Here is a 19,355-nt window from a genome sequence, read left to right on the forward strand (position 1 = left end):
GGATACTTTACCAAGTCGATGGCTTTTTTGATTGCCCAGTGCTTTCCCCTGAGCAACGCTTTCTCGTTCAACCAAGGATCGCTGAGTTCTGACTACTATCCAGGTTGAGCGAATGCCACTGACCGCTGCAATGGGCAATGGGGAGAATGACGGCTGGATAAGTACAAATTCGCACCACGACGAGCACAATGAAGCCACTGGATCAGCTTGCGGTAGTTGCCAGAGATCATGCAAAGGGAACGGTAGAGTCGCCAGGAAGCGTGCTTAACTATCCACACAAAGTGGATGACCAAGAGGTCTGAAGGGGTGCTGGGAGCTAACTTATTGAATGGCAGAAACAAGTGGTGGCCCTACCAGCCACATCCCGGCACTCGAGTCCCCCGCCTTGGCTGCTACCTTCCGGTCCTGACCAGGTCGACGGGTTATCAATGCGAGAGGACCAATAGGACCACCGGCGAGGAGAATAGGCAAACTGGCGTATCAATGCAACGGCTTTCTGCACCACGGCTGTTCGTTTGCCTTATTTTTCAACAATCTGCCGAACAGATCAGCTAAACAGCATAAATTTCGCCCCCACCAGCAGCATCAACAGGGCAAATGCCTGCTTGAGGCGCTGGGGCGAGAGGCGGTGCGCCAACCTGGCCCCCACCCGGGCAAACTGGGTGCTGGTGAGCACGATGCCGACGAGGGCCGGCAGATAGATGTAACCCAGACTCCACTCGGGCAGATCGGGGTTGCCCCAACCGGCATAGAGATAACTGAGACTGCCTGCAAAGGCGATGGGCATGCTGCAAGCCGCAGACGCTGCCACCGCGTTGCGCATCGGCACCGAGTTCCAGCTCAGATAAGGCACGGTGAGCGAGCCGCCACCGATGCCAAACAGCGCTGACATCCAGCCGATGATGGAGCCCGCGATGCCAGTGCCCACCGGCCCCGGCATTTGACGCTCCGCTTTGGGCTTTAGATTGAGCCCCATCTGTAGCGCCATAGTCCAGGCGAAGCAGCCGATGATGATGTTGAGGGTGCTGGCGCTCAGCAGATTGGCGGTCATGCCGCCAAGCCAGGCCCCCAGCAGCATGCCGACAGCGAGGCGGCGGATCATCACCCAGTCCACTGCGCCCGCTTCCTGATGCGCCCGAAGCGAACTGAAGCCGGTGAAAATCATGGTGGGCAGCGAGGTACCGAGTGCCAGGTGGGTCACGATGTCGGGCGCCACCCCCTGGGCATGAAAACTGAGTACCAGCACGGGCACTATGATGAGACCGCCGCCGATGCCGAACAGCCCCGCCAGCATGCCAGCAAACGCCCCCAGCAACAGATAACCCATAAACAGCATAACGATTCCTTACGAGACGGCGCAGCCACACACTGGCTCATGCTGCGCATAAAAAAAGAGATGGCCATCAGGCCATCTCTTCATTGTGCCGTTTAATTGAGGGGAATGGTACCGTCCATCACCTTGTAGAAGGCCAGCACGGCAAACCCGAGCAGGGCCGCCGTCATGCCCTGCTCCAGCCGGTTGAGGCTGCGCAGGGCATGGTGCTGACGGGCTTTCCAGTAGATGAAGATACCCGGGCTGTAGAGCAGCGCTACCAGCAGCAGGTACTCCACCCCGGCGGCATAGACCAGCCAGCAGCCGTATACGGTAGCGACCAGGGCCAGCAGCATGTCACGATTGCGCTGATGAGGCTGGCCCTCGTAGGTCTCGCCCTTGAGTGCCAGCTTGAGACCATAGGCACCGGAGAAGACATAAGGCACCAGGGCGGCCGACGTGGCGATGTTGACCAGCGCCAGATAGGTACTGCTCTGGAAGTAGATGATGATGAGGAAAATCTGCACCAGACAGGTGGAGCACCAGAGCGACACCTGGGGCGAGCCGTTCTTGTTCTCCTTGGCGAACCAGGCCGGGAACACGCCGGTCTTGCCCGCGATGTAGGGCACTTCGGCCGCCAGCACGGTCCAGCTCAGCAGCGCCCCCATCACGGAGATCACCAAGCCGATATTGATGAGCCAGGCACCCCAGGGACCGACGACCGCTTCCAGGATCATGGCGGTGGACGGGTTCTTGAGCTGGGCCAGTTGGGGCTGGTTCATCACCCCCAGGGAGAACAGGGTCACCATCACGTAGAGCGCCAAGGCACCAAGCAGCGCCAGCACGGTGGCGCGCCCCACATCCTTGCGATGACGGGCTCGAGCGGAAACCACCACGGCCCCCTCGATCCCGATGAAGACCCAGAGGGTGACCTTCATGGTCGACTTGACCTGTTCCATCACGGAGCCCAGCTCGGGATTACCCTGCCCCCAGATATCCAGGTTGAAGGTATCCAGATTGAAAGCCAGCAAAATGGCGACGCAGAACACGATGAGGGGCACCATCTTGGCGATGGTGGTCACGATATTGACCAGCGCGGCAACCTGGATCCCGCGCAGCACCAGAGCATGCACCGACCAGATGAGCAGCGAAGCCAGGGTGATGGCCAGCGGTGTGTTGCCGTCACCGAAGATGACGTTGTCAGGCGTATCGAAGAAGTAGCCGAGCGCACTGAATACCACGATGGCGTAGGAGACGTTGGCCAGCAGCTGGCAGAGCCAGTAGCCCCAGGCTGCGTTGAAGCCGATGAAATCACCGAAACCCGCCTTGGCGTAGCTGAAGATACCGCCATCGAGATCCGGGCGGCGCATGGAGAGGTTCTGATAGACCAGCGCAAGACAGATCATGCCGATGCCCGTGATGGTCCACCCCAGGGCGACGGCCCCGGCACTGGCGTGGGCGGCGATGTTTTGTGGCAGACTGAAAACCCCGGCGCCGACCATGGAGCCGATCACCAGCGAAATGAGGGCGCCCAGCCCTAGTTTCTTGTCCATCTCAATCCTGTTTAATTAGGCGGCGGCAGAGCGTCCCTATTCATACTGCACGCGATATGGGAGGGGCGAGAAATCCATACCCCGTGAAAAAGGCGGCAACTATATTGCATGATTATTCCGGCCGCAATCCTTCGTGCCATCAATCATGCGCCACCTTGACCGCGCGCAATTTTACAGCACTGACCATGAGTGCCTGTGAGCTGAGTCAAATTAAGCAAGACCCATTGATATTTATGATAATTTGGCAAAACAAAAGGGACTCGAACTTATCTATTCAGCGGTATGCAGTCGCCTCGGTTTCGACCTGGCTGCATAAAAAATCCCCGGCTACCAGACCGGGGATTTTTCTGCTCGCCGTTACAAACGCAGGCCGCCGTCGAGCTCAATCATCCGCCCCGACAAGTAGTCATTGGCGAGGATGAACTGCACCGTCTCGGCCAGCTGGCGCGCCTCCCCCAGCACACCAACCGGTATGGCCTGCTGCATGCGGGCCATCGCCTCCGGTTTCATCGCAGCCGTCATGTCGGTGGCAAATACCCCGGGGGCGATCCCCATCACCCGGATGCCGTGACGGGAGAGTTCCCGTGCCCAGGTCACCACCAGCGAGGCCACCCCCGCCTTGCTGGCGGCATAGTTGCTCTGGCCGATATTGCCGGCGCGGGCGATGGACGAGACGTTGATGATGACGCCCCCCTGCCCTCCTTGCGCCATCAGGGCGGCCCCCTCACGCCCGCACAGGAAGGTGCCGGTCAGGTTGACGTCGATGACACTCTGCCACTGGCTCAAGCTCATCTTCTCCTGCAGTGCTCCCTCTTTTACCTTGATCAACATGCCATCCCGCAGGATGCCGGCGCAGTTGATGAGGCCATGCAAGGCGCCGTATTGCTCCTTGATCGCGGCAAAGGTCGCCTCTACCTCGGGTTCGCTCGCCACGTTGCAGACGAACAGGCCACACTGGCCATCTCGGCTGCGCAGTTCGGCCTCGGTCACCTCCAGATCGGCGCGGTTGACGTCGATAAGCGCCAACTGGGCACCTTGCTCTGCCAGACTCAGGGCGATGGCCCGACCAAGTCCCCGTCCTGCCCCCGTGATGGCGATGACCTTCTGCTTGATGTCCATGCATGCTCCTTGTGTTGTCACTGGGTTATTCGGGTGATGGCAACGGCGCCGCTAGCTGTCTTGTTTTTTATCCAGATAAAGCTCGACGATGCTGGAAAAATCTCGCGTATCCTGCCCCTGCGTCGCATGCAGGTTGAACAGGTTGCGAGCGAGCGCTCCCATGGGCACGGCGCTATGGGCATGTTCGGCCAGGGCCATGGCCAGCCCCAGGTCCTTCACCATCAGCCGGGTCATAAAGCCCCCCTGATAGTTGCGGGAGGCCGGTGCGTTCTCCATCACCCCGGGCCAGGGGTTGTAGCGCTCCAGACTCCAGTTGTTGCCAGAACTCTTGCCCATGATGGTGGAGAGCACGCTCGGATCCAGCCCCTCCTTCACCCCGAGGGCCAGCGCTTCTGCGGTGCCCGCCATGTGGATGGCGAGCAGCATGTTGTTGCACATCTTGGCGATCTGCCCCGCCCCGAGGGCACCGGCATGGAACAGGTTCTGCCCCATGTGGGCGAGCACGAATTTGGCGGCCTCAAAATCGGCAAACTCGCCCCCCACGATAAAGGTCAGCGTTCCGGCCGCCGCCCCAGCCACGCCCCCCGATACAGGGGCATCGATAAAGCGGATGCCGCGCGCCCTGGCCGCCTCCCCAACCTGGCGGGCCGAGGCCACGTCTATGGTGGAGCAGTCGATGACCAGGGTGCCTGCCGGCAAGGCCGCCAGCAGATCCTGACCGCCCCTCTTTCCGGCATCTTCGCCAAGCCAGAGGGCCCGCACATGTTCCCCTGCGGGCAGCATGCTGATCACCACCTCACAGTCGCTCACCGCCTCCCTGGCATCTGCGGCGGCGATGCAACCGGCGGCGATCGCCCGGTTTACGCTCTCATCCACCAGATCAAACACCTGCACCCTGTGACCCGCCCGGGCCAGGTTGGCAGCCATGGGGCCTCCCATGTTGCCAAGCCCGATAAATCCTATTCTTGTCATCCTTTGCTCCTTGCGTTGTCCCTTGTCCGGCGCACCTTCCCACTCTCTTAAGGCAGCAGGGGATTGGTCCCATCTGGCCAGCGATAGAAGGCATCCAGCCATACCTCCCCCGTTTGGGCTGGCTGCCAGCGGGGAGACTTGTCCTTGTCGATAAGCAGCGCCCGCACCCCTTCCACAAAATCCCCCTTGAGCACGCAGTTGACCGAGAGGATCAACTCATCGGCAAACACCTCGGCGAGCGACTGGCGGCGGGCCTGCCAATATTGGCGCCACAGGATGGCGCGACTGATGGGGCTGCCGCTGCGACAGGTATCGCGGGCCTTCGCCAGGCTCCCCTCACCGGACTCGAGATCGAAGCGGGCATCGAACAGGCGATCCAGTACCCCTTGCAGGGAGCGCCCAGCCAGCAGGGCATCAATTCTGGCTTGATGGGGCAAAACCACTGGCTCAGGCAGTGCGGCAAGCACCTCGCGATGCAGCCCTTGCAGCAGTTGATCGATCTGCTCGCGGGGATCCCTGGCTTGGGACCAGTCGAGGGCCGCGAGCCGGGGCAGTAGCGCCTCCCGCTCACGGCTGGCGATGGCGTGATCCGCGAGCCCCAGAGCAATGGCATCCTGGCCATTGAAGCGGGCGCCGGTGAGGCCGAGCCAGAGCCCGAGGCGCCCCGGCATCCGGCTCAAGAACCAGCTGGCCCCCACATCCGGATAGAGGCCGATGGTCACCTCCGGCATGGCGAACAGGCTCTTCTCGGTCACCACCCGAAAATCGGCGCCGGCAAAGAGGCCAATGCCGCCCCCCATGCAGATGCCATCCGCCACGCAGACAAGTGGCTTGTCATAGCAGTGGATCAGGTGATCGAGCCGGTATTCCTGCTCAAAAAAATCGCGGGCATAGCCAAACAGTGCCGACTCGCTCGCCTCCTGCTTGCGGTAATAAAAAGAGCGGATATCGCCGCCGGCGCAGAAGGCCTTCTCACCTGCCCCCTGCAGTAAGACGCAGACGATGGCGGGATCCTGCTGCCACTCTACGAGAGTGCGCTGCAGGATCTGGATCATCTCAAGGCTTAACGCATTGAGCGAGGCGGGACTGTCGAGGGTCAACACACCAATCTGCCGACCATCGCTAGTGGGATAACAACTGACCTTGACCGGTTCACTCATGAGGGGCTCCATCTTGGGCATTGGATGAAACGCTGGTAGAGGCACCGTAGTGCCAACGGGGCGGCCGTTTCTCCAGGAAGGCAACGACCCCCTCACGCTGGTTGGCGTCGGCAAACAGCTCGAGAAACAGGCTGCGCTCAAGGGGCAGGGCGGCATCCCGGGGGCCGCTGCGCCCCTGATTGATGAGGGTCTTGCAGGCGCGCAGGGCGCTCGGGCTCTGACGTTCCACCAGCTGCGCCATCTGGTGGGCGGCTTCCCAGGCGTGGCCGGTTTTCACCACCTCCTCCACCAGCCCCATCTCGTAGGCCAGGGTGGCATTGACCTTTTCGCCGCACAGGATCATCCGCTTGGCCCAGCCCGGCCTCACCAGCTCGGTGAGCCTCTGAGTACCGCCGGCGCAGGGCAACAAGCCCACCGAGGCCTCTGGCAACCCCAGCAGGACCTGCTGCTCGGCGATGCGGATGTCGCAGGCCAGCGCCACCTCCAGCCCGCCTCCCATGGCATAGCCATTGATGGCGGCGATGCTGACGCCGTGGAACCGGGTCAGTGCCTCAAACGCCTGGCCAAACGCCTCGGCCACCTCACGGGCATGCTCCACATTGCCGTCGGCAAACATCTTGAGATCGGCGCCGGCGCAGAAAAACTTGTCTCCCGCCCCTCGGATCACCAGGGCCACCACATCGGGGCGGCTGTCGAGCTCCACCATCATCTGCAAGAAGGCCTGCAGGCTGGCGAGGGTCCAGGTGTTGGCGGGGGGGTGATCCAGGGTGATGTAGGCGACGTGGCCATGATATTCGAGCCTGATCCTTGTCATTGCGTTGTCCTTGTCAAAAAACCTGTCCCATGATGACAGGGTTGCATGGCACCAAACCGGGTCTGGTTCACAAAGCGATCCCGCACGCCGGGAGCATGCCCGTCACCCCAGCGCCAGACCGGCGTCCGCCAGCAGACGGCGGGCGATGATGAGCCGCATCACCTCGTTGGTCCCTTCCAGAATGCGGTGTACCCGGGTATCACGCAGGTAGCGTTCCAGCGGATACTCGCGGATATAACCATAGCCGCCAAAGAGTTGCAGAGCCTCGTCGCAGACCCGGTAGCCCACATCGGTGGCAAAGCGCTTGGCCATGGCGCACCAAGCGCTCTTGTCCGGACTGCCCCGATCCAGCTTGTCGGCGGCCTGGCGCACCATCAAGCGGGCGGCGGCCAGCTCGGTGGCCATGTCGGCCAGACGAAACTGCACGCTCTGAAATTCGCTGATCGGACGCCCGAATTGCTGGCGCTGCTGGACATAGGCCAGCGCGTCATCAAGTGCCTGCTGGGCGGTGCCCACCGAACAGGTGGCGATATTGATGCGTCCGCCATCGAGGGCCTGCATGGCGAACTTGAAGCCTTCCCCCTCTTGGCCCAGCCGGTAGCTGGCGGGGATGCGCACGCCGTTGAAGGCCACCTCACGGGTCGGCTGGCTGTTCCAGCCCATCTTCTCCTCCGCCTTGCCATAACTCACGCCCTGAGTATCCGCCGGCACCATAAAGGCGGAGATCCCCCCCGCCCCCTCGCCGCCGGTGCGCGCCATCACCACCAGTACATCCGTGCTGCCCGCCCCCGAGATAAACACCTTGTTGCCCTCAATGAGATAGCTATCCCCATCGCGCACGGCCCGGGTCTTGAGGGCCGCGGCATCGGAGCCCGCCCCCGGTTCGGTGAGACAATAAGAGCCCAGCAACTCGCCGCTGGCGAGCCTGGGTACCCACACCTCGGCGACATCGGCTGGTAGCCAGCTGCCCAGCATCCAGCTCACCATGTTGTGGATGGTGAGATAAGCCGTGGTGGAGGTGCACCCCATGGCGAGACGCTCGAAAATAAGGCTGGCATCGAGCCGTGAGAGCGCGAGACCGCCATATTGCTCCTGGGTGTAGAGGCCGCAAAAACCCAGCTCCGCCGCCTGCTTGATGGTGGGGATGGGGAATTCGTGCTGCCGATCCCAGCGGGCGGCATGGGGTTTGAGCGCCTCGTTGGCAAAGGCGGTCGCCGCCTCGACATAAGCCTGCTGATCGTCTGTCAGGGTAAAGTCCATCTGCTGTTTGCACTCCCTTTCACGTTCTTGATGGGCACGACCGGCTTGGCCCGCCACTATCCGTTCATCCATCCGGCACGCGCTCCCGACCAGAAAGGCCAGCAGGTTTGCCGTCGCCCGGATTGGATTTTACCTTAGACTAACAATTGATTTACGTTTACGCTAACGTAAACTTAAACGCAAATGGACTGACCAGTCTGGCGCTGCCACTCCCGGGGAGCCACACCAGCAGGCCAGTTTACCCACCGAAGGAGAGCAAGGATGCATGCAGTGATGGATGAGACCCTCTGCGCCCTGACCGAGCAGGTCGCGGCCTTCTGCCAGAAAGTGATCGCGCCGCGGGCCGGCGAGATCGATCAGAGCAACGCCTTTCCGCGCGATCTCTGGCCCCTGATGGGGGAGCTGGGGCTGCACGGCATCACGGTGGCAGAGGAGTATGACGGGGTGAACCTCGGCTATCTCGCCCATGTGCTGGTGATGGAGCAGGTGAGCCGCGCCAGCGCCTCGGTCGGTCTCTCCTACGGCGCTCACTCCAACCTCTGCATCAACCAGATCCACCGCCACGGCACCCCTGATCAGAAGGCGCGCTACCTGCCTGATCTGGTCAGCGGCAAGCATGTGGGGGCACTCGCCATGAGCGAGCCGGGAGCCGGTTCCGACGTGGTCAGCATGCGCCTCACGGCCGAGCGCGATGGCGATCACTTCGTGCTCAATGGCAACAAGATGTGGATCACCAACGGCCCGGATGCCGATACCTTCGTCATCTATGCCAAAACGGATGCCAGCGCCGGGCCCAAGGGCATCTCCGCCTTTATCGTCGAGGCGGGCACAAAGGGCTTCACCACTGCCCAGAAACTCGACAAGCTCGGCATGCGCGGCTCCAGCACTTGTGAGCTGGTGTTCGACAACTGCCGTATTCCGAAAGAGAGCCTGCTCGGCCCATTACACGGCGGCGTCAAAGTGCTGATGAGCGGTCTCGATTACGAGCGGGTGGTGCTGGCGGCCGGCCCCCTTGGCATCATGCAGGCCTGCATGGACGTGGTACTGCCTTATGTGCGCGAGCGCAAGCAGTTCGGCCAGGCCATCGGCGAGTTCCAGCTGGTGCAGGGAAAATTGGCCGACATGTATACCCGCCTCGCCAGCAGCCGGGCCCTGGTCTACTCGGTGGCGAGCGCCTGCGACGCCGGTCACACCAGTCGCAGGGATTGCGCCGCCGCCATCCTGTTTGCCGCTGAAAACGCCACCCAGATGGCGCTCGATGCCATCCAGCTGCTGGGGGGCAACGGCTACATCAACGAATACCCCACCGGCCGCCTGCTGCGGGATGCCAAGCTCTATGAAATTGGCGCCGGCACCTCGGAAATTCGCCGTTGGCTCATTGGTCGCGAGCTGATGGGAGACAACGCATGAACCGCCTCGCTCCAGCCACAGCCACAGCCATCGGCAGTCATTTGCAACTGGGAACAGACGCATGAGCAGACTTCACTCCCGCCTCGATACCGCAAGCCCGGAATATGCGGCCAATCGAGCTGCCATGCAGGCGCTGGTCGACGACCTCAATGCCCGTCTGGACGAGATATCCCAGGGTGGCGGCGCCACCAACAATGCCCGTCATCAGGCCCGCGGCAAGCTGCTGCCCCGCGAGCGCATCAACCAATTGCTGGACCCGGGCTCCCCCTTCCTCGAGCTCTCGGCGCTGGCTGGCTGGCAGGTCTATGACGAGCCGGTGCCCGCCGCCGGCATCATCACCGGCATCGGGCTCATCTCGGGCAGGCTCTGCATGCTGGTAGTGAACGATGCCACCGTGAAGGGGGGCACCTACTACCCGCTCACGGTGAAAAAGCACCTGAGGGCCCAGGCGATCGCCGAAAGGCTGCGCCTACCCTGCCTCTATCTGGTGGATTCCGGCGGCGCCTTTCTGCCGATGCAGGACGAGGTGTTTCCCGACCGCGATCATTTTGGTCGCATCTTCTACAACCAGGCCCGCATGTCGGCCCAGAACATCCCCCAGCTGGCGGTGGTGATGGGGCTCTGCACCGCAGGCGGCGCCTATGTACCCGCCATGGCGGACGAGTCCATCATGGTCAAGGAACAGGCCACCATCTTTCTGGCTGGCCCGCCGCTGGTCAAGGCAGCGACCGGCGAGGAGATCAGCGCAGAAGCCCTCGGCGGCGCCGAGGTGCACTGCGCCCACTCAGGCGTCGCCGATCACCTGGCCCGTGATGATGCCCATGCCTTGGCCATCGCCCGCACCCTGGTTCGCAACCTGGGGGCGAGCGATCCGGGCGAAGACCCGTTTCCGATATCAGATGTCGCTTCGCGCTCCCCGACCTTTGAAGAACCCGGCTATCCGGTTGAGGAGCTATACGGCCTGGTGGGCACCAGCCTCAAGCGTCCTTACGATGCCCGCGAGCTCATCGCCCGCCTGGTGGATGGCTCCGAGTTTGACGAGTTCAAGGCACTGTTCGGCACTACCCTGGTGACCGGCTTCGCCCGGATTGCGGGCATGAAGGTGGGGATCCTCGCCAATAACGGCGTGTTGCACAGCGATAGCGCCCAGAAAGGAGCCCACTTCATCCAGCTTTGCAACCGACGCACCATCCCGCTGCTCTTCCTGCAGAACATCACCGGGTTTATGGTAGGGAGCACAGCGGAAAAAGAGGGGATCGCCAAGCATGGTGCCAAGCTGGTTACCGCCGTCGCCTGCAGTCGGGTGCCCAAAATTACCCTGATCGTTGGCGGCAGCTTTGGCGCCGGCAACTATGGCATGTGTGGTCGCGCCTATGAGCCAGACTTTCTCTTTAGCTGGCCCAACAGTCGCATCTCGGTGATGGGGGGCGAGCAGGCCGCCGGGGTGCTGGTGCAAGTGCGCCGGGACAAGCTGGCCGCGGAAGGAAAAACCCTGGGCGAGCAGGAGGCTGCCGCCATCCGCGCCCCAGTGATCGACCAGTATGAACGACAGGGCCATCCCTATTACGCCAGCGCCCGCCTGTGGGATGACGGCATCATCGACCCCGCCCAGAGCCGCACCGTGCTGGCGCTGGCACTGGCTGCCTGCCAGGGGGCCGGGACGGGCCCGGAACAGTACGGCATCTTCCGGATGTAAGGAGTTCGACATGTCCGACCCAATCTGCAATGACCCCCTGGCCGGTTTTCGCCTGGAGCGGCACGGCCCGCTGATCGAGCTGATCCTGGCGCGTCCGGCCCGCCACAACGCCTTCGATGACGATCTCATGCTGGGTCTGCTCGATTGCCTCGACGATCTGGCCCATCGCCACGGGCAATCCCTCGCCGAGCGACCTCACGCCCTGATCCTGCGGGCGGAGGGCAAACATTTTTGCGCCGGCGCCGATCTCAACTGGATGCGCAATCTGGCCCACGCGGATTTCGAGCACAACCGAGAGGATGCCCGGGTGCTGGCGCGGCTGATGCAAACCCTGGACGAGCTCCCCTTCCCCACCATCGCCCTGGTGCAGGGCGCCGCCTACGGTGGGGCGCTCGGCCTTATCTGCGCCTGTGATCTGGTGCTGGCGAGCGACGATGCCCGCTTCTGCCTCTCCGAGGTAAGCCTGGGGCTGGTGCCTGCGGTGATCAGCCCCTACGTGGTACGCGCCATGGGGATGCGCCAAGCCCGCGCCTACATGCTGAGCGCCGAACCGTTCGATGCCATCACCGCCTGCCGGCTCAATGTGGTACATCGGCTCAGCAAACCGGAACAACTGCTGCACGACGGGCGGGCCCTGGCCCTGCGGCTGTGTCGCAACGGTCCGGAGGCGATGAAGGAGACCAAGCGACTGCTGGCCGCCATCGAACACCACGCGCCTGCGCTTCATGAAGAGAGAACCGTCGAGACCATCGCCCGGGTGCGGGTCGGTCTCGAAGCCCAGGAGGGGATGCAAGCCTTCTTCGACAAACGCCCCCCCGCCTGGCGTCCCCGTTTCAAGGATGAAACATGACTCATATCAGCCCCATCAAACGACTGCTCATCGCCAATCGCGGTGAAATCGCGGTGCGCATCATCAAGACCGCCCGCCGGATCGGCATCCATACCATCGCCCTCTACTCGGATGCGGACGCCCGCGCCATGCATGTGCGCGAAGCCGACGAAGCCTGGCATCTGGGGCCCGCCCCCGCGCGCGAAAGCTACCTCGACACCGCCAAGGTGCTGCGCATCGCCAAAGAGGCCAACGCTGATGCCATTCATCCGGGCTACGGTTTTTTGTCGGAGAATAGCGACTTTGCCCACGCCTGCGAACAGCAAAACCTGCGCTTTATCGGGCCAAGCGGCGACGCCATCCTCGCCATGGGGGACAAATCGGGCGCCAAGGCGCTGATGCAGGCGGCAGGGGTGCCCGTGTTGCCGGGCTACCACGGCGCGGACCAGTCACCCGAGGTGTTGCGCGAGCAGGCGCGACTGACCGGTTTTCCGCTCCTTATCAAGGCGGCCAGCGGCGGCGGTGGCAAGGGGATGCGTCGGGTCGAGCAGATAGAGACCTTCGACGAGTCGCTGGCGGCGGTGAAACGGGAAGCATTGGCCGCCTTCGGCGATGATACCGTGCTCGTTGAGCGCTATCTGGCCAGGGCTCGCCATGTGGAGGTGCAGGTATTTGCCGACAGCCTTGGCAATACCATCTATCTGGGGGACAGGGACTGCTCCTTGCAGCGCCGCCACCAGAAAGTCATTGAAGAGGCACCCGCCCCCGACATCTCCCCTTCCCTGCGCCGCGCCATGGGCGAAGCGGCCGTCGCTGCCGCCCGGGCCATCGATTACCGGGGCGCTGGCACCATCGAGTTTCTGCTGTGCGGGGAGGAGTTCTTCTTTATGGAGATGAACACCCGATTGCAGGTAGAGCATCCGGTGACCGAGTGCATCACCGGCCAGGATCTGGTGGCCTGGCAACTGGTGGTAGCCGAGGGAAAAGCGCTGCCGCTCACCCAGGAGGAGGTGCGCTTGCAAGGCCACGCGGTGGAAGCGCGCCTCTACGCCGAGGATGTGGCTGCCGGTTTTTTGCCCGCCAGCGGCCCCATCGAGTGGCTCAACTGGCCGAACGGGGTACGCATCGATACCGGCGTTGCCGCCGGCGATGCGGTGAGTCCCTATTACGACCCCATGATCGCCAAGCTGATCGCCCACGGCCAGAGCCGCGTCGAGGCTTTTGCCAGCCTGGCCGACGCCCTGGCGGCGCTGGAGCTGGGCCCTCTGGTGCACAATGGCTCTCTGCTGCTGCGCCTGTGTGAAGAGCCCGATGTGCTGGCGATGCGCCACCACACCCAGTGGCCCATTCCGACCGAGTCACGAGTCATTCCAGAGCTCGCCTGGCCGCTCGCAACTCTCTGGCTTGCCAGTCGCCCCACCGGCCCCTCGCCCTGGCAACAGGCCGTCGGCTTTCGTCTGGGACAGACCAAAAGCTTTGCGGCGGCGGTGCGAATTGGCGAGAAGGCCAAGGTCGTGACCCTGCATGAGCGTGCGGGCACCTTGTTCTGGCAAGAGGAACCACACGCCTATGAGCTGGGCGCCGATCATATCCGTCTTCAGCAAGGGGGGAGCTGGCAGCGCTACCCCATCCACTCGCTGACCGGGGGCGATTATGTGCTGCAGCTGGCCGGTCAACGCATTCACTTCTCGGCCGATGATCAACGCCATCAGCACCACCATGATCAGGGTGTGGACGCCGCCAGGGGCGCGATTGCCCCCATGCACGGCATCGTGGTTGCGTTGCAAGTCGAGGCTGGCCAGCACGTCAATAAGGGGCAACCCCTGCTGGTGCTGGAGGCGATGAAGATGGAGCATGTCTTGCGGGCAGATAGAGACGGGATGATCGAGGCCCTGCAGTGCAGGCAGGGGGAGCAGGTGAGCCAGGGAGCCATGCTGGTGCGATTTGCCGGGGATCAGTCAACAGACAGTCAGGAGAGCAGTCGATGACGAGGGAACATGACGTGAGGGACGACAGGGTCAGCCTGGTGGAGATGGGGCCGCGGGACGGTCTGCAGAATGAAGCCAATACCCTGTCCCTGGTGCAGCGGCTGGAACTTATCCAGCGGCTGGCCGAGAGCGGCCTGCAACGGATCGAGGTGGGGGCCTTCGTCTCCCCGAAGAAGGTACCCCAGATGGCGGATTCCGCCGCCCTGTTTGCGGCGCTGCCCCGCAAGGGCCCGACCCGCTATGGCGCCCTGGTGCCCAACCTGCAGGGATTGCAGGCGGCCCTTGCCGCCCGCGCCGACGAGATTGGCCTCTTCACTGCCTGCTCGGATGGATTTACCCGAGCCAATATCGGCATCAGCGTCGAGGAGTCGCTGGTGCGCTTCGCGCCCCTGGTGCAGGAGGCGCGCCAACTTGGCATCAAGGTGCGCGGTTATCTCTCCACCGTGATCGCCTGCCCGTTCGACGGCCCCACTCGACCAAAGCGAGTCTCGGCCATGGCCGAACGCCTGCTGGATCTCGGCTGTCACGAGATATCCCTGGGCGACACCATAGGAGTCGGCACCCCGGGCACGGTTGCCCCCATGCTGGATGCGGTACTGCACGAGATCCCGGCTGGCCGGCTCGCGGTGCATTTTCACGACACCTATGGTCAGGGGCTGGCCAACCTGCTGCCAGCGCTGGAGCGCGGCATCCGCACCATCGACTGCTCGGTAGCCGGGCTCGGCGGTTGCCCCTATGCACCGGGGGCCTCCGGCAATGTCGCCTCGGAGGAGGTGGTCTATCTGCTGCACGGCCTTGGCATGAGTACCGGGGTGGATCTCGACAAGCTGGCCGCCACCGGTCAGTGGGTGAGCGAGCGGCTCGGTCGCCCCAACGGCTCCCGGGTCGGTCAGGCCCTCCATGCCAATGCCGAGCGGTTGCGAGCACGGCTTTGCCAGCCATCCCCTCACTAACTGGAGTCCATCACCATGGCCAATGCCCTGCCCGGCAAGGAGATCACCTACAGCATCTCCGAGCTGGCCCACGAATTTGACATTACGCCGCGCACCATCCGCTACTACGAAGATGAAGGGCTGCTCACCCCGACCCGGGAGGGACAAGCCCGCATCTACCGCCACAAGGACAAGATCCGCCTGAAGCTTACCCTGCGTGGCAAGCGGCTGGGCTTTACGCTGGCGGAGATCCGCGAGCTGTTCGACATGTATGACACCGACCGCTCGAGCAAAAACCAGCTCCACTCCATGATCCAGCTGATCGATTCCAGGCGCCAGGTACTGCGCCAGCAGCTCGAAGATATCCAGATGGTGATGGCCGAGCTGGACGCGGCCGAGCAGCGCTGCGTTAATTCCCTTAACGGCTTGAAAACCAGCGCAGATTAACCGAATCTGGGATCATTTCCCCCTTTCGGGACATCCCATGACACGCTGGTGCTGGTTACTGCTGTTGCTCTGCTCTACGGCGTGGGGCCATCCCCTGATCCGGGTCGGTGGCTACCCCTACGCGCCCTTCGTGGTCAAGGAGGGAGACAACCGCTACAGCGGACTGACGCTGGATCTCATCGCACTGCTCAACAAGGCCCAGCAGGAAGTGCATTTCGTCTTCGTCCCCACCTCCGCCATCCACCGCAGCCGGGCCATGGCCCTTGGTCGCTACTCCCTCATCCTGTTTGAAGAGATCCGCTGGGGTTGGGATGCCGGCGCAGTGCGCATGACCCGGCCACTGCTGCTGGGCGGCGAGAAGTATGTCGCCCTGAGGGAACCCAACCGGGATCAATCCTTTTTCAAGGATATCGCCAGGCGCCAGCTGATCGGCGTCAGCGGTTATCACTACGGCATCGCCGATTGGAATGCCTCGCCGGAAGAGCTCAAACGCCGCTTCAACATCACCCTGGTCAAGGACAACATCAGCGCCCTGCAAGGGCTCTTCAAGGGGCGCGGTGAGGTGGTCATTCTCAATTTCTCCTACCTGAACCAGTTCCGTATCCAGTACCCGGAGCAGGCGGCGCAGCTTTTCTATTCCGACAAATGGGATCAGCACTACCTGCTCAGGGCCCTGCTGAGCCCCACGGCGATCATCACTACGGATCAACTGGAAACCTGGCTGAACAAACTCGAGAAAAATGGACAATTGACCCAACTCTGGACAAAGTACGGCGTACAGCATCAAGTGGCACCATGATTGTGCCCCGACAATTTGTTATCCTGTGCGCATCAATTGGAGACCCCCATGCCCAAGCCCCTGCGCACCCGCCTTCTACGCTACGCCCTCTATCTGTGCGCCGCCCTGTTCATCGCCCTTGGCATCCTGCTTTGGCAGGCGCCGACCCTCACCCAGCGTTACTTGCCTGACTGGCTGGCCACCCACTACGGCCTGAAGCTCACCCTGGGGGAGATTGACGTCACCCTGCGCTCCCCGTCACTCACCATAGGCCCCTCGGCCCTGCTCGATGACAAGCAGCAACCCATCGTCGCCTTCGAGCGATTGCAGGTCATACCGGCCTTCGGCGAAAGCTGGCGCCAGCGCGCCATCATCCTGAGCGATGCCACCCTCACCAAGCCAACCATCACCCTGGTGCGCCTTGCCGACAACAAAGAGGGAGTCCGCTTAAACCTGACCGATGCCCTCGCCCGGGTCCTGAGTCCCAGCGAAACGACCGCTGACAGCGGCGACACTCCGCTCGTCCTGCAGATAACCAAGCTGGCGGCGCACGAGGGACATGTCATTTACCAGGACAATCGCAAGTCCAGCGCGCCAGGCTGGGTGCCCACCCTTGCGCTTGGTGGCATTGACTTGCAGTTGCCAGGCTTCACGACGGCAACGGGGGGCTCCAACCACTTTCAGCTGGGCGCTACCCTCAACAAACAGAGCCCGCTCAAGGCGAGCGGCCAGTTCGATCTCTTGACCGGGGCCGGCAAAGGCAGCGTCAGCCTCGGCAAGCTGGCGCTGGCCCCCTTCGCCCCGCTCTGGGCTCCCTACCTCAAGGTCAATCTGGCCAAAGGGAGCGCCAGTGCCGAATTTGACTACCGCCTCGACCAGAGCAAACAGGGGCTGGGCTGGCAGCTGAGCAAGGGCAAGCTGCAGCTGGACAACTGGCAGTTGCAACACCCGAAAGGGGCCAAATTTGCCCGCTTCAAGCGGCTGGCCCTGAGCGGGATCGCGCTGGATGGCACCAGGCAGTCGTTCAAGGCCGAGCGGCTTGCCTTGAGCGCCCCGTCCCTCACCGCCAATCTCAATGCCAAACAGGAGCTGGATCTGGCCGCGTTGCTGATCCCGCAGCCTGCCGCCAAACCGGCAGGCAAAAAGGCAAGCAAGCAGGCCGAAGGTGGCAAGCCCTGGCAGTGGACGCTCAAACAGAGCAAGATCACCCAGGGCAACTTCAAGCTGACCGAATCGAGCAGCGGCAAGCCCTTGCAGCGGGAGCTCGCAAACCTTGATCTCACCTTGGGCCCGCTGGGCAGCGAGCGTGCTCAGCGCAGCCCCCTCACCCTGCAGGCAACCCTCAATAGCCAGGGCACCAAAAACCCGAGTTCGCTGGGGTTTAACGGCGCCCTGGTCCTTGACCCCTTCAGCCTCGACGGGGAGCTCAAGCAACAAGGAGTGCCCCTCAAATGGGCCCAGCCTTATCTGCAGGATCTGCTGCGCATCAGCGTGCGTGACGGCCTGCTCGCCAGTCGTACCAAGCTTGCCCTGGCCACCGATGCCAAGGGAGATCTCAGCAAGCTTGAGGTGAGCGGCGGGCTCGACATCGAGAGGCTCAACGTGCTGGATCGGGCCGACAACCAGCGCCTGCTGCAGATTGAGCGCCTGCAACTGAGCGGCCTGCACTATGACGGCATCCGCCAGCAGGTGAATATTGAGGATATCCTGCTGCGCAAGCCCTTCGCTCGCATCGAGATCAACGAGGATCGCGTCACCAACCTCCAGCAACTGTTGCTGCCACAGCCTGCCGGCGACAAGCCCGCCAGCGGCCCGGCCCCCCGCGTCACCATAGGCCAGATCCGCACCGAGCAGGGCAACCTGCGCTTTGCCGATCGCAGCCTGAGCTCGGATTTTGTGGCAGATATTGCCTCCCTCAATGGCCAGAGCCGCCATATCAGCAATATCCCGGGTCAGCGCTCGGAGCTCTCTTTCAACGGCAAGGTGGATCGCTACGCACCTGTTACCATTCGCGGGGGCACCAACCTGCTCATCGAGCACCCGGTACTGGATGTGGCCGTCACCTTCACCAATCTGGAGCTCACCACCTTCAGCCCCTACTCCACCACCTATGCCGGTTACGCCATCGACAAGGGTCAACTCTCCATGAAGCTCAACTACAAGTTGCAGGGCAGCAAGCTGGAGGGTGACAACGACATTACCATCAAGAAGCTGCAACTGGGTGAAAAGGTGAAAAGCGAGCAGGCCAAGGATCTGCCGCTGGGGCTGGCCGTCGCCCTGCTGAGCGACGCCAACGGCGTCATTCAGATGAACCTGAAAGTCAAAGGGGATCTGGATCAGCCCGACTTCAGCCTCGGCAACATCTTCTGGAACGTGCTCGGCAATACCCTGAGCAAGGCCATTACCTCCCCCTTCTCCCTGCTGGCTTCCCTGGCGGGGGGCACGAAAGATCTGGACGAGCTTCCCTTCCTGCCCGGCAGCCCCGAGCTGACCCCCACCCAGCAAGCGAAGCTGGCCAAACTGGCCCAGGCCCTCAAGGAGCGTCCCAAGCTCAGCCTGAACATTCGTGGCAGGGTCAATTTCAATGAAGAGCGTCCCATATTGCAGCGCCAGAAGCTGGAGCGGGTGCTGGCCAAGATCACCGGCAACCCGGTCGACCTCAATCTGCTGGAGCAAGACCCCGCAATGCAGGCCGCGCTGGCCGATGCCTACGAGGCGCGCTTTGACGAAGATCTGGGGGAGCTGGCCGATCGCCTCCATATGGACGAAGAGAGTGCCCCCCTGCGGGCCCAGGCGGTGATCCTGCTGCGGGATCAGCAACTGATCACCGCCAAATCCCTGCGCAATCTGGCCATGCGCCGCGCCCAGAATACCAAGGAGTTTCTGGTCGATAACCAGGGCATAGCACCGGAGCGGTTGTTCGTGCTCGACAGCCAGGTCAAGGAGGAGGACAAGGAGGCCAAGGTGGTGCTGACCCTGGATGAGTGACATTGGTATGCCAGGAACGAGTAACGAGTGCGTAAGAAAAATACAGCCAATCAACTATTTTGACACCTTTTGCTCACAAAACGGGCTATTCTGGTGA

Annotated in this window: 15 protein-coding genes and 1 other RNA gene; 8 read left to right on the plus strand and 8 right to left on the minus strand. The window is 62.6% G+C overall.

The genetic code is table 11. The annotated features are described in order from the left end of the window. Window positions 1-348: 348 nt before the first annotated feature. The 8 genes from ffs to BN1123_RS19595 form a co-directional block, all read right to left on the minus strand. Window positions 349-445, minus strand: an RNA gene (ffs, locus tag BN1123_RS21115) — signal recognition particle sRNA small type. A gap of 102 nt (window positions 446-547) precedes the next feature. After that, window positions 548-1,336: a sulfite exporter TauE/SafE family protein gene (locus tag BN1123_RS19565; protein WP_042029128.1), complete on the minus strand. Its 789-nt coding sequence runs from the start codon at window positions 1,334-1,336 to the stop codon at window positions 548-550. Window positions 1,337-1,428: 92 nt separating this feature from the next. Beyond that, on the minus strand, window positions 1,429-2,865 hold the full coding sequence (gene arcD / locus BN1123_RS19570; RefSeq protein WP_042029129.1) for an arginine-ornithine antiporter: 1,437 nt from the start codon (window positions 2,863-2,865) through the stop codon (window positions 1,429-1,431). Window positions 2,866-3,222: 357 nt separating this feature from the next. Further along, complete coding sequence (locus BN1123_RS19575) at window positions 3,223-3,984, minus strand: SDR family oxidoreductase (RefSeq protein WP_042029130.1); 762 nt, start codon at window positions 3,982-3,984, stop codon at window positions 3,223-3,225. Between the two features lie 51 nt (window positions 3,985-4,035). Further along, window positions 4,036-4,956: a 3-hydroxyisobutyrate dehydrogenase gene (gene mmsB / locus BN1123_RS19580; protein ID WP_042029132.1), complete on the minus strand. Its 921-nt coding sequence runs from the start codon at window positions 4,954-4,956 to the stop codon at window positions 4,036-4,038. Window positions 4,957-5,003: 47 nt separating this feature from the next. Beyond that, window positions 5,004-6,116, minus strand: a complete 1,113-nt coding sequence (locus BN1123_RS19585) for an enoyl-CoA hydratase/isomerase family protein (protein ID WP_042029134.1) — start codon at window positions 6,114-6,116, stop codon at window positions 5,004-5,006. Further along, the gene (locus tag BN1123_RS19590) at window positions 6,109-6,930 is read right to left on the minus strand and encodes an enoyl-CoA hydratase (RefSeq protein WP_042029135.1); all 822 of its coding nucleotides are present in this window, start codon (window positions 6,928-6,930) and stop codon (window positions 6,109-6,111) included. The genes BN1123_RS19585 and BN1123_RS19590 overlap by 8 nt, the downstream gene beginning before the upstream one ends. 102 nt (window positions 6,931-7,032) lie before the next feature. After that, window positions 7,033-8,190, minus strand: coding sequence for an acyl-CoA dehydrogenase family protein (locus BN1123_RS19595; protein ID WP_042029276.1), 1,158 nt, complete (start codon window positions 8,188-8,190; stop codon window positions 7,033-7,035). 261 nt (window positions 8,191-8,451) lie between these two features. On the opposite strand from BN1123_RS19595, the gene BN1123_RS19600 reads away from it, so the two are divergent. From BN1123_RS19600 to BN1123_RS19635, 8 genes are all read left to right on the plus strand, one after another. Beyond that, window positions 8,452-9,600, plus strand: a complete 1,149-nt coding sequence (locus BN1123_RS19600) for an isovaleryl-CoA dehydrogenase (protein WP_042029137.1) — start codon at window positions 8,452-8,454, stop codon at window positions 9,598-9,600. 61 nt (window positions 9,601-9,661) lie between these two features. Beyond that, window positions 9,662-11,296, plus strand: coding sequence for a carboxyl transferase domain-containing protein (locus tag BN1123_RS19605; protein ID WP_042029138.1), 1,635 nt, complete (start codon window positions 9,662-9,664; stop codon window positions 11,294-11,296). A gap of 10 nt (window positions 11,297-11,306) precedes the next feature. Continuing rightward, the gene (locus BN1123_RS19610) at window positions 11,307-12,146 is read left to right on the plus strand and encodes an enoyl-CoA hydratase-related protein (protein ID WP_042029139.1); all 840 of its coding nucleotides are present in this window, start codon (window positions 11,307-11,309) and stop codon (window positions 12,144-12,146) included. Further along, a complete protein-coding gene (locus tag BN1123_RS19615; protein WP_042029140.1) occupies window positions 12,143-14,113 on the plus strand; it encodes an acetyl/propionyl/methylcrotonyl-CoA carboxylase subunit alpha in 1,971 nt (656 codons plus the stop codon). Before BN1123_RS19610 ends, BN1123_RS19615 begins: the two co-directional genes overlap by 4 nt. Further along, a complete protein-coding gene (locus BN1123_RS19620) occupies window positions 14,110-15,066 on the plus strand; it encodes a hydroxymethylglutaryl-CoA lyase (RefSeq protein WP_042029142.1) in 957 nt (318 codons plus the stop codon). Before BN1123_RS19615 ends, BN1123_RS19620 begins: the two co-directional genes overlap by 4 nt. A 15-nt stretch (window positions 15,067-15,081) precedes the next feature. Further along, window positions 15,082-15,492 carry a MerR family transcriptional regulator gene (locus BN1123_RS19625; protein WP_042029143.1) on the plus strand — a complete coding sequence of 137 codons (411 nt, stop codon included), beginning with the start codon at window positions 15,082-15,084 and terminating at the stop codon, window positions 15,490-15,492. Between the two features lie 37 nt (window positions 15,493-15,529). Next, window positions 15,530-16,291, plus strand: coding sequence for a substrate-binding periplasmic protein (locus BN1123_RS19630; RefSeq protein WP_042029144.1), 762 nt, complete (start codon window positions 15,530-15,532; stop codon window positions 16,289-16,291). Between the two features lie 48 nt (window positions 16,292-16,339). Next, window positions 16,340-19,258 (plus strand): DUF748 domain-containing protein, encoded by a 2,919-nt coding sequence (locus BN1123_RS19635; RefSeq protein WP_042029146.1) that lies wholly within the window; start codon window positions 16,340-16,342, stop codon window positions 19,256-19,258. Window positions 19,259-19,355: the final 97 nt, after the last annotated feature.

The organism is Aeromonas enteropelogenes, assembly GCF_000819845.1.
In the GTDB taxonomy this organism is placed as follows: Bacteria; Pseudomonadota; Gammaproteobacteria; order Enterobacterales; family Aeromonadaceae; genus Aeromonas; species Aeromonas enteropelogenes.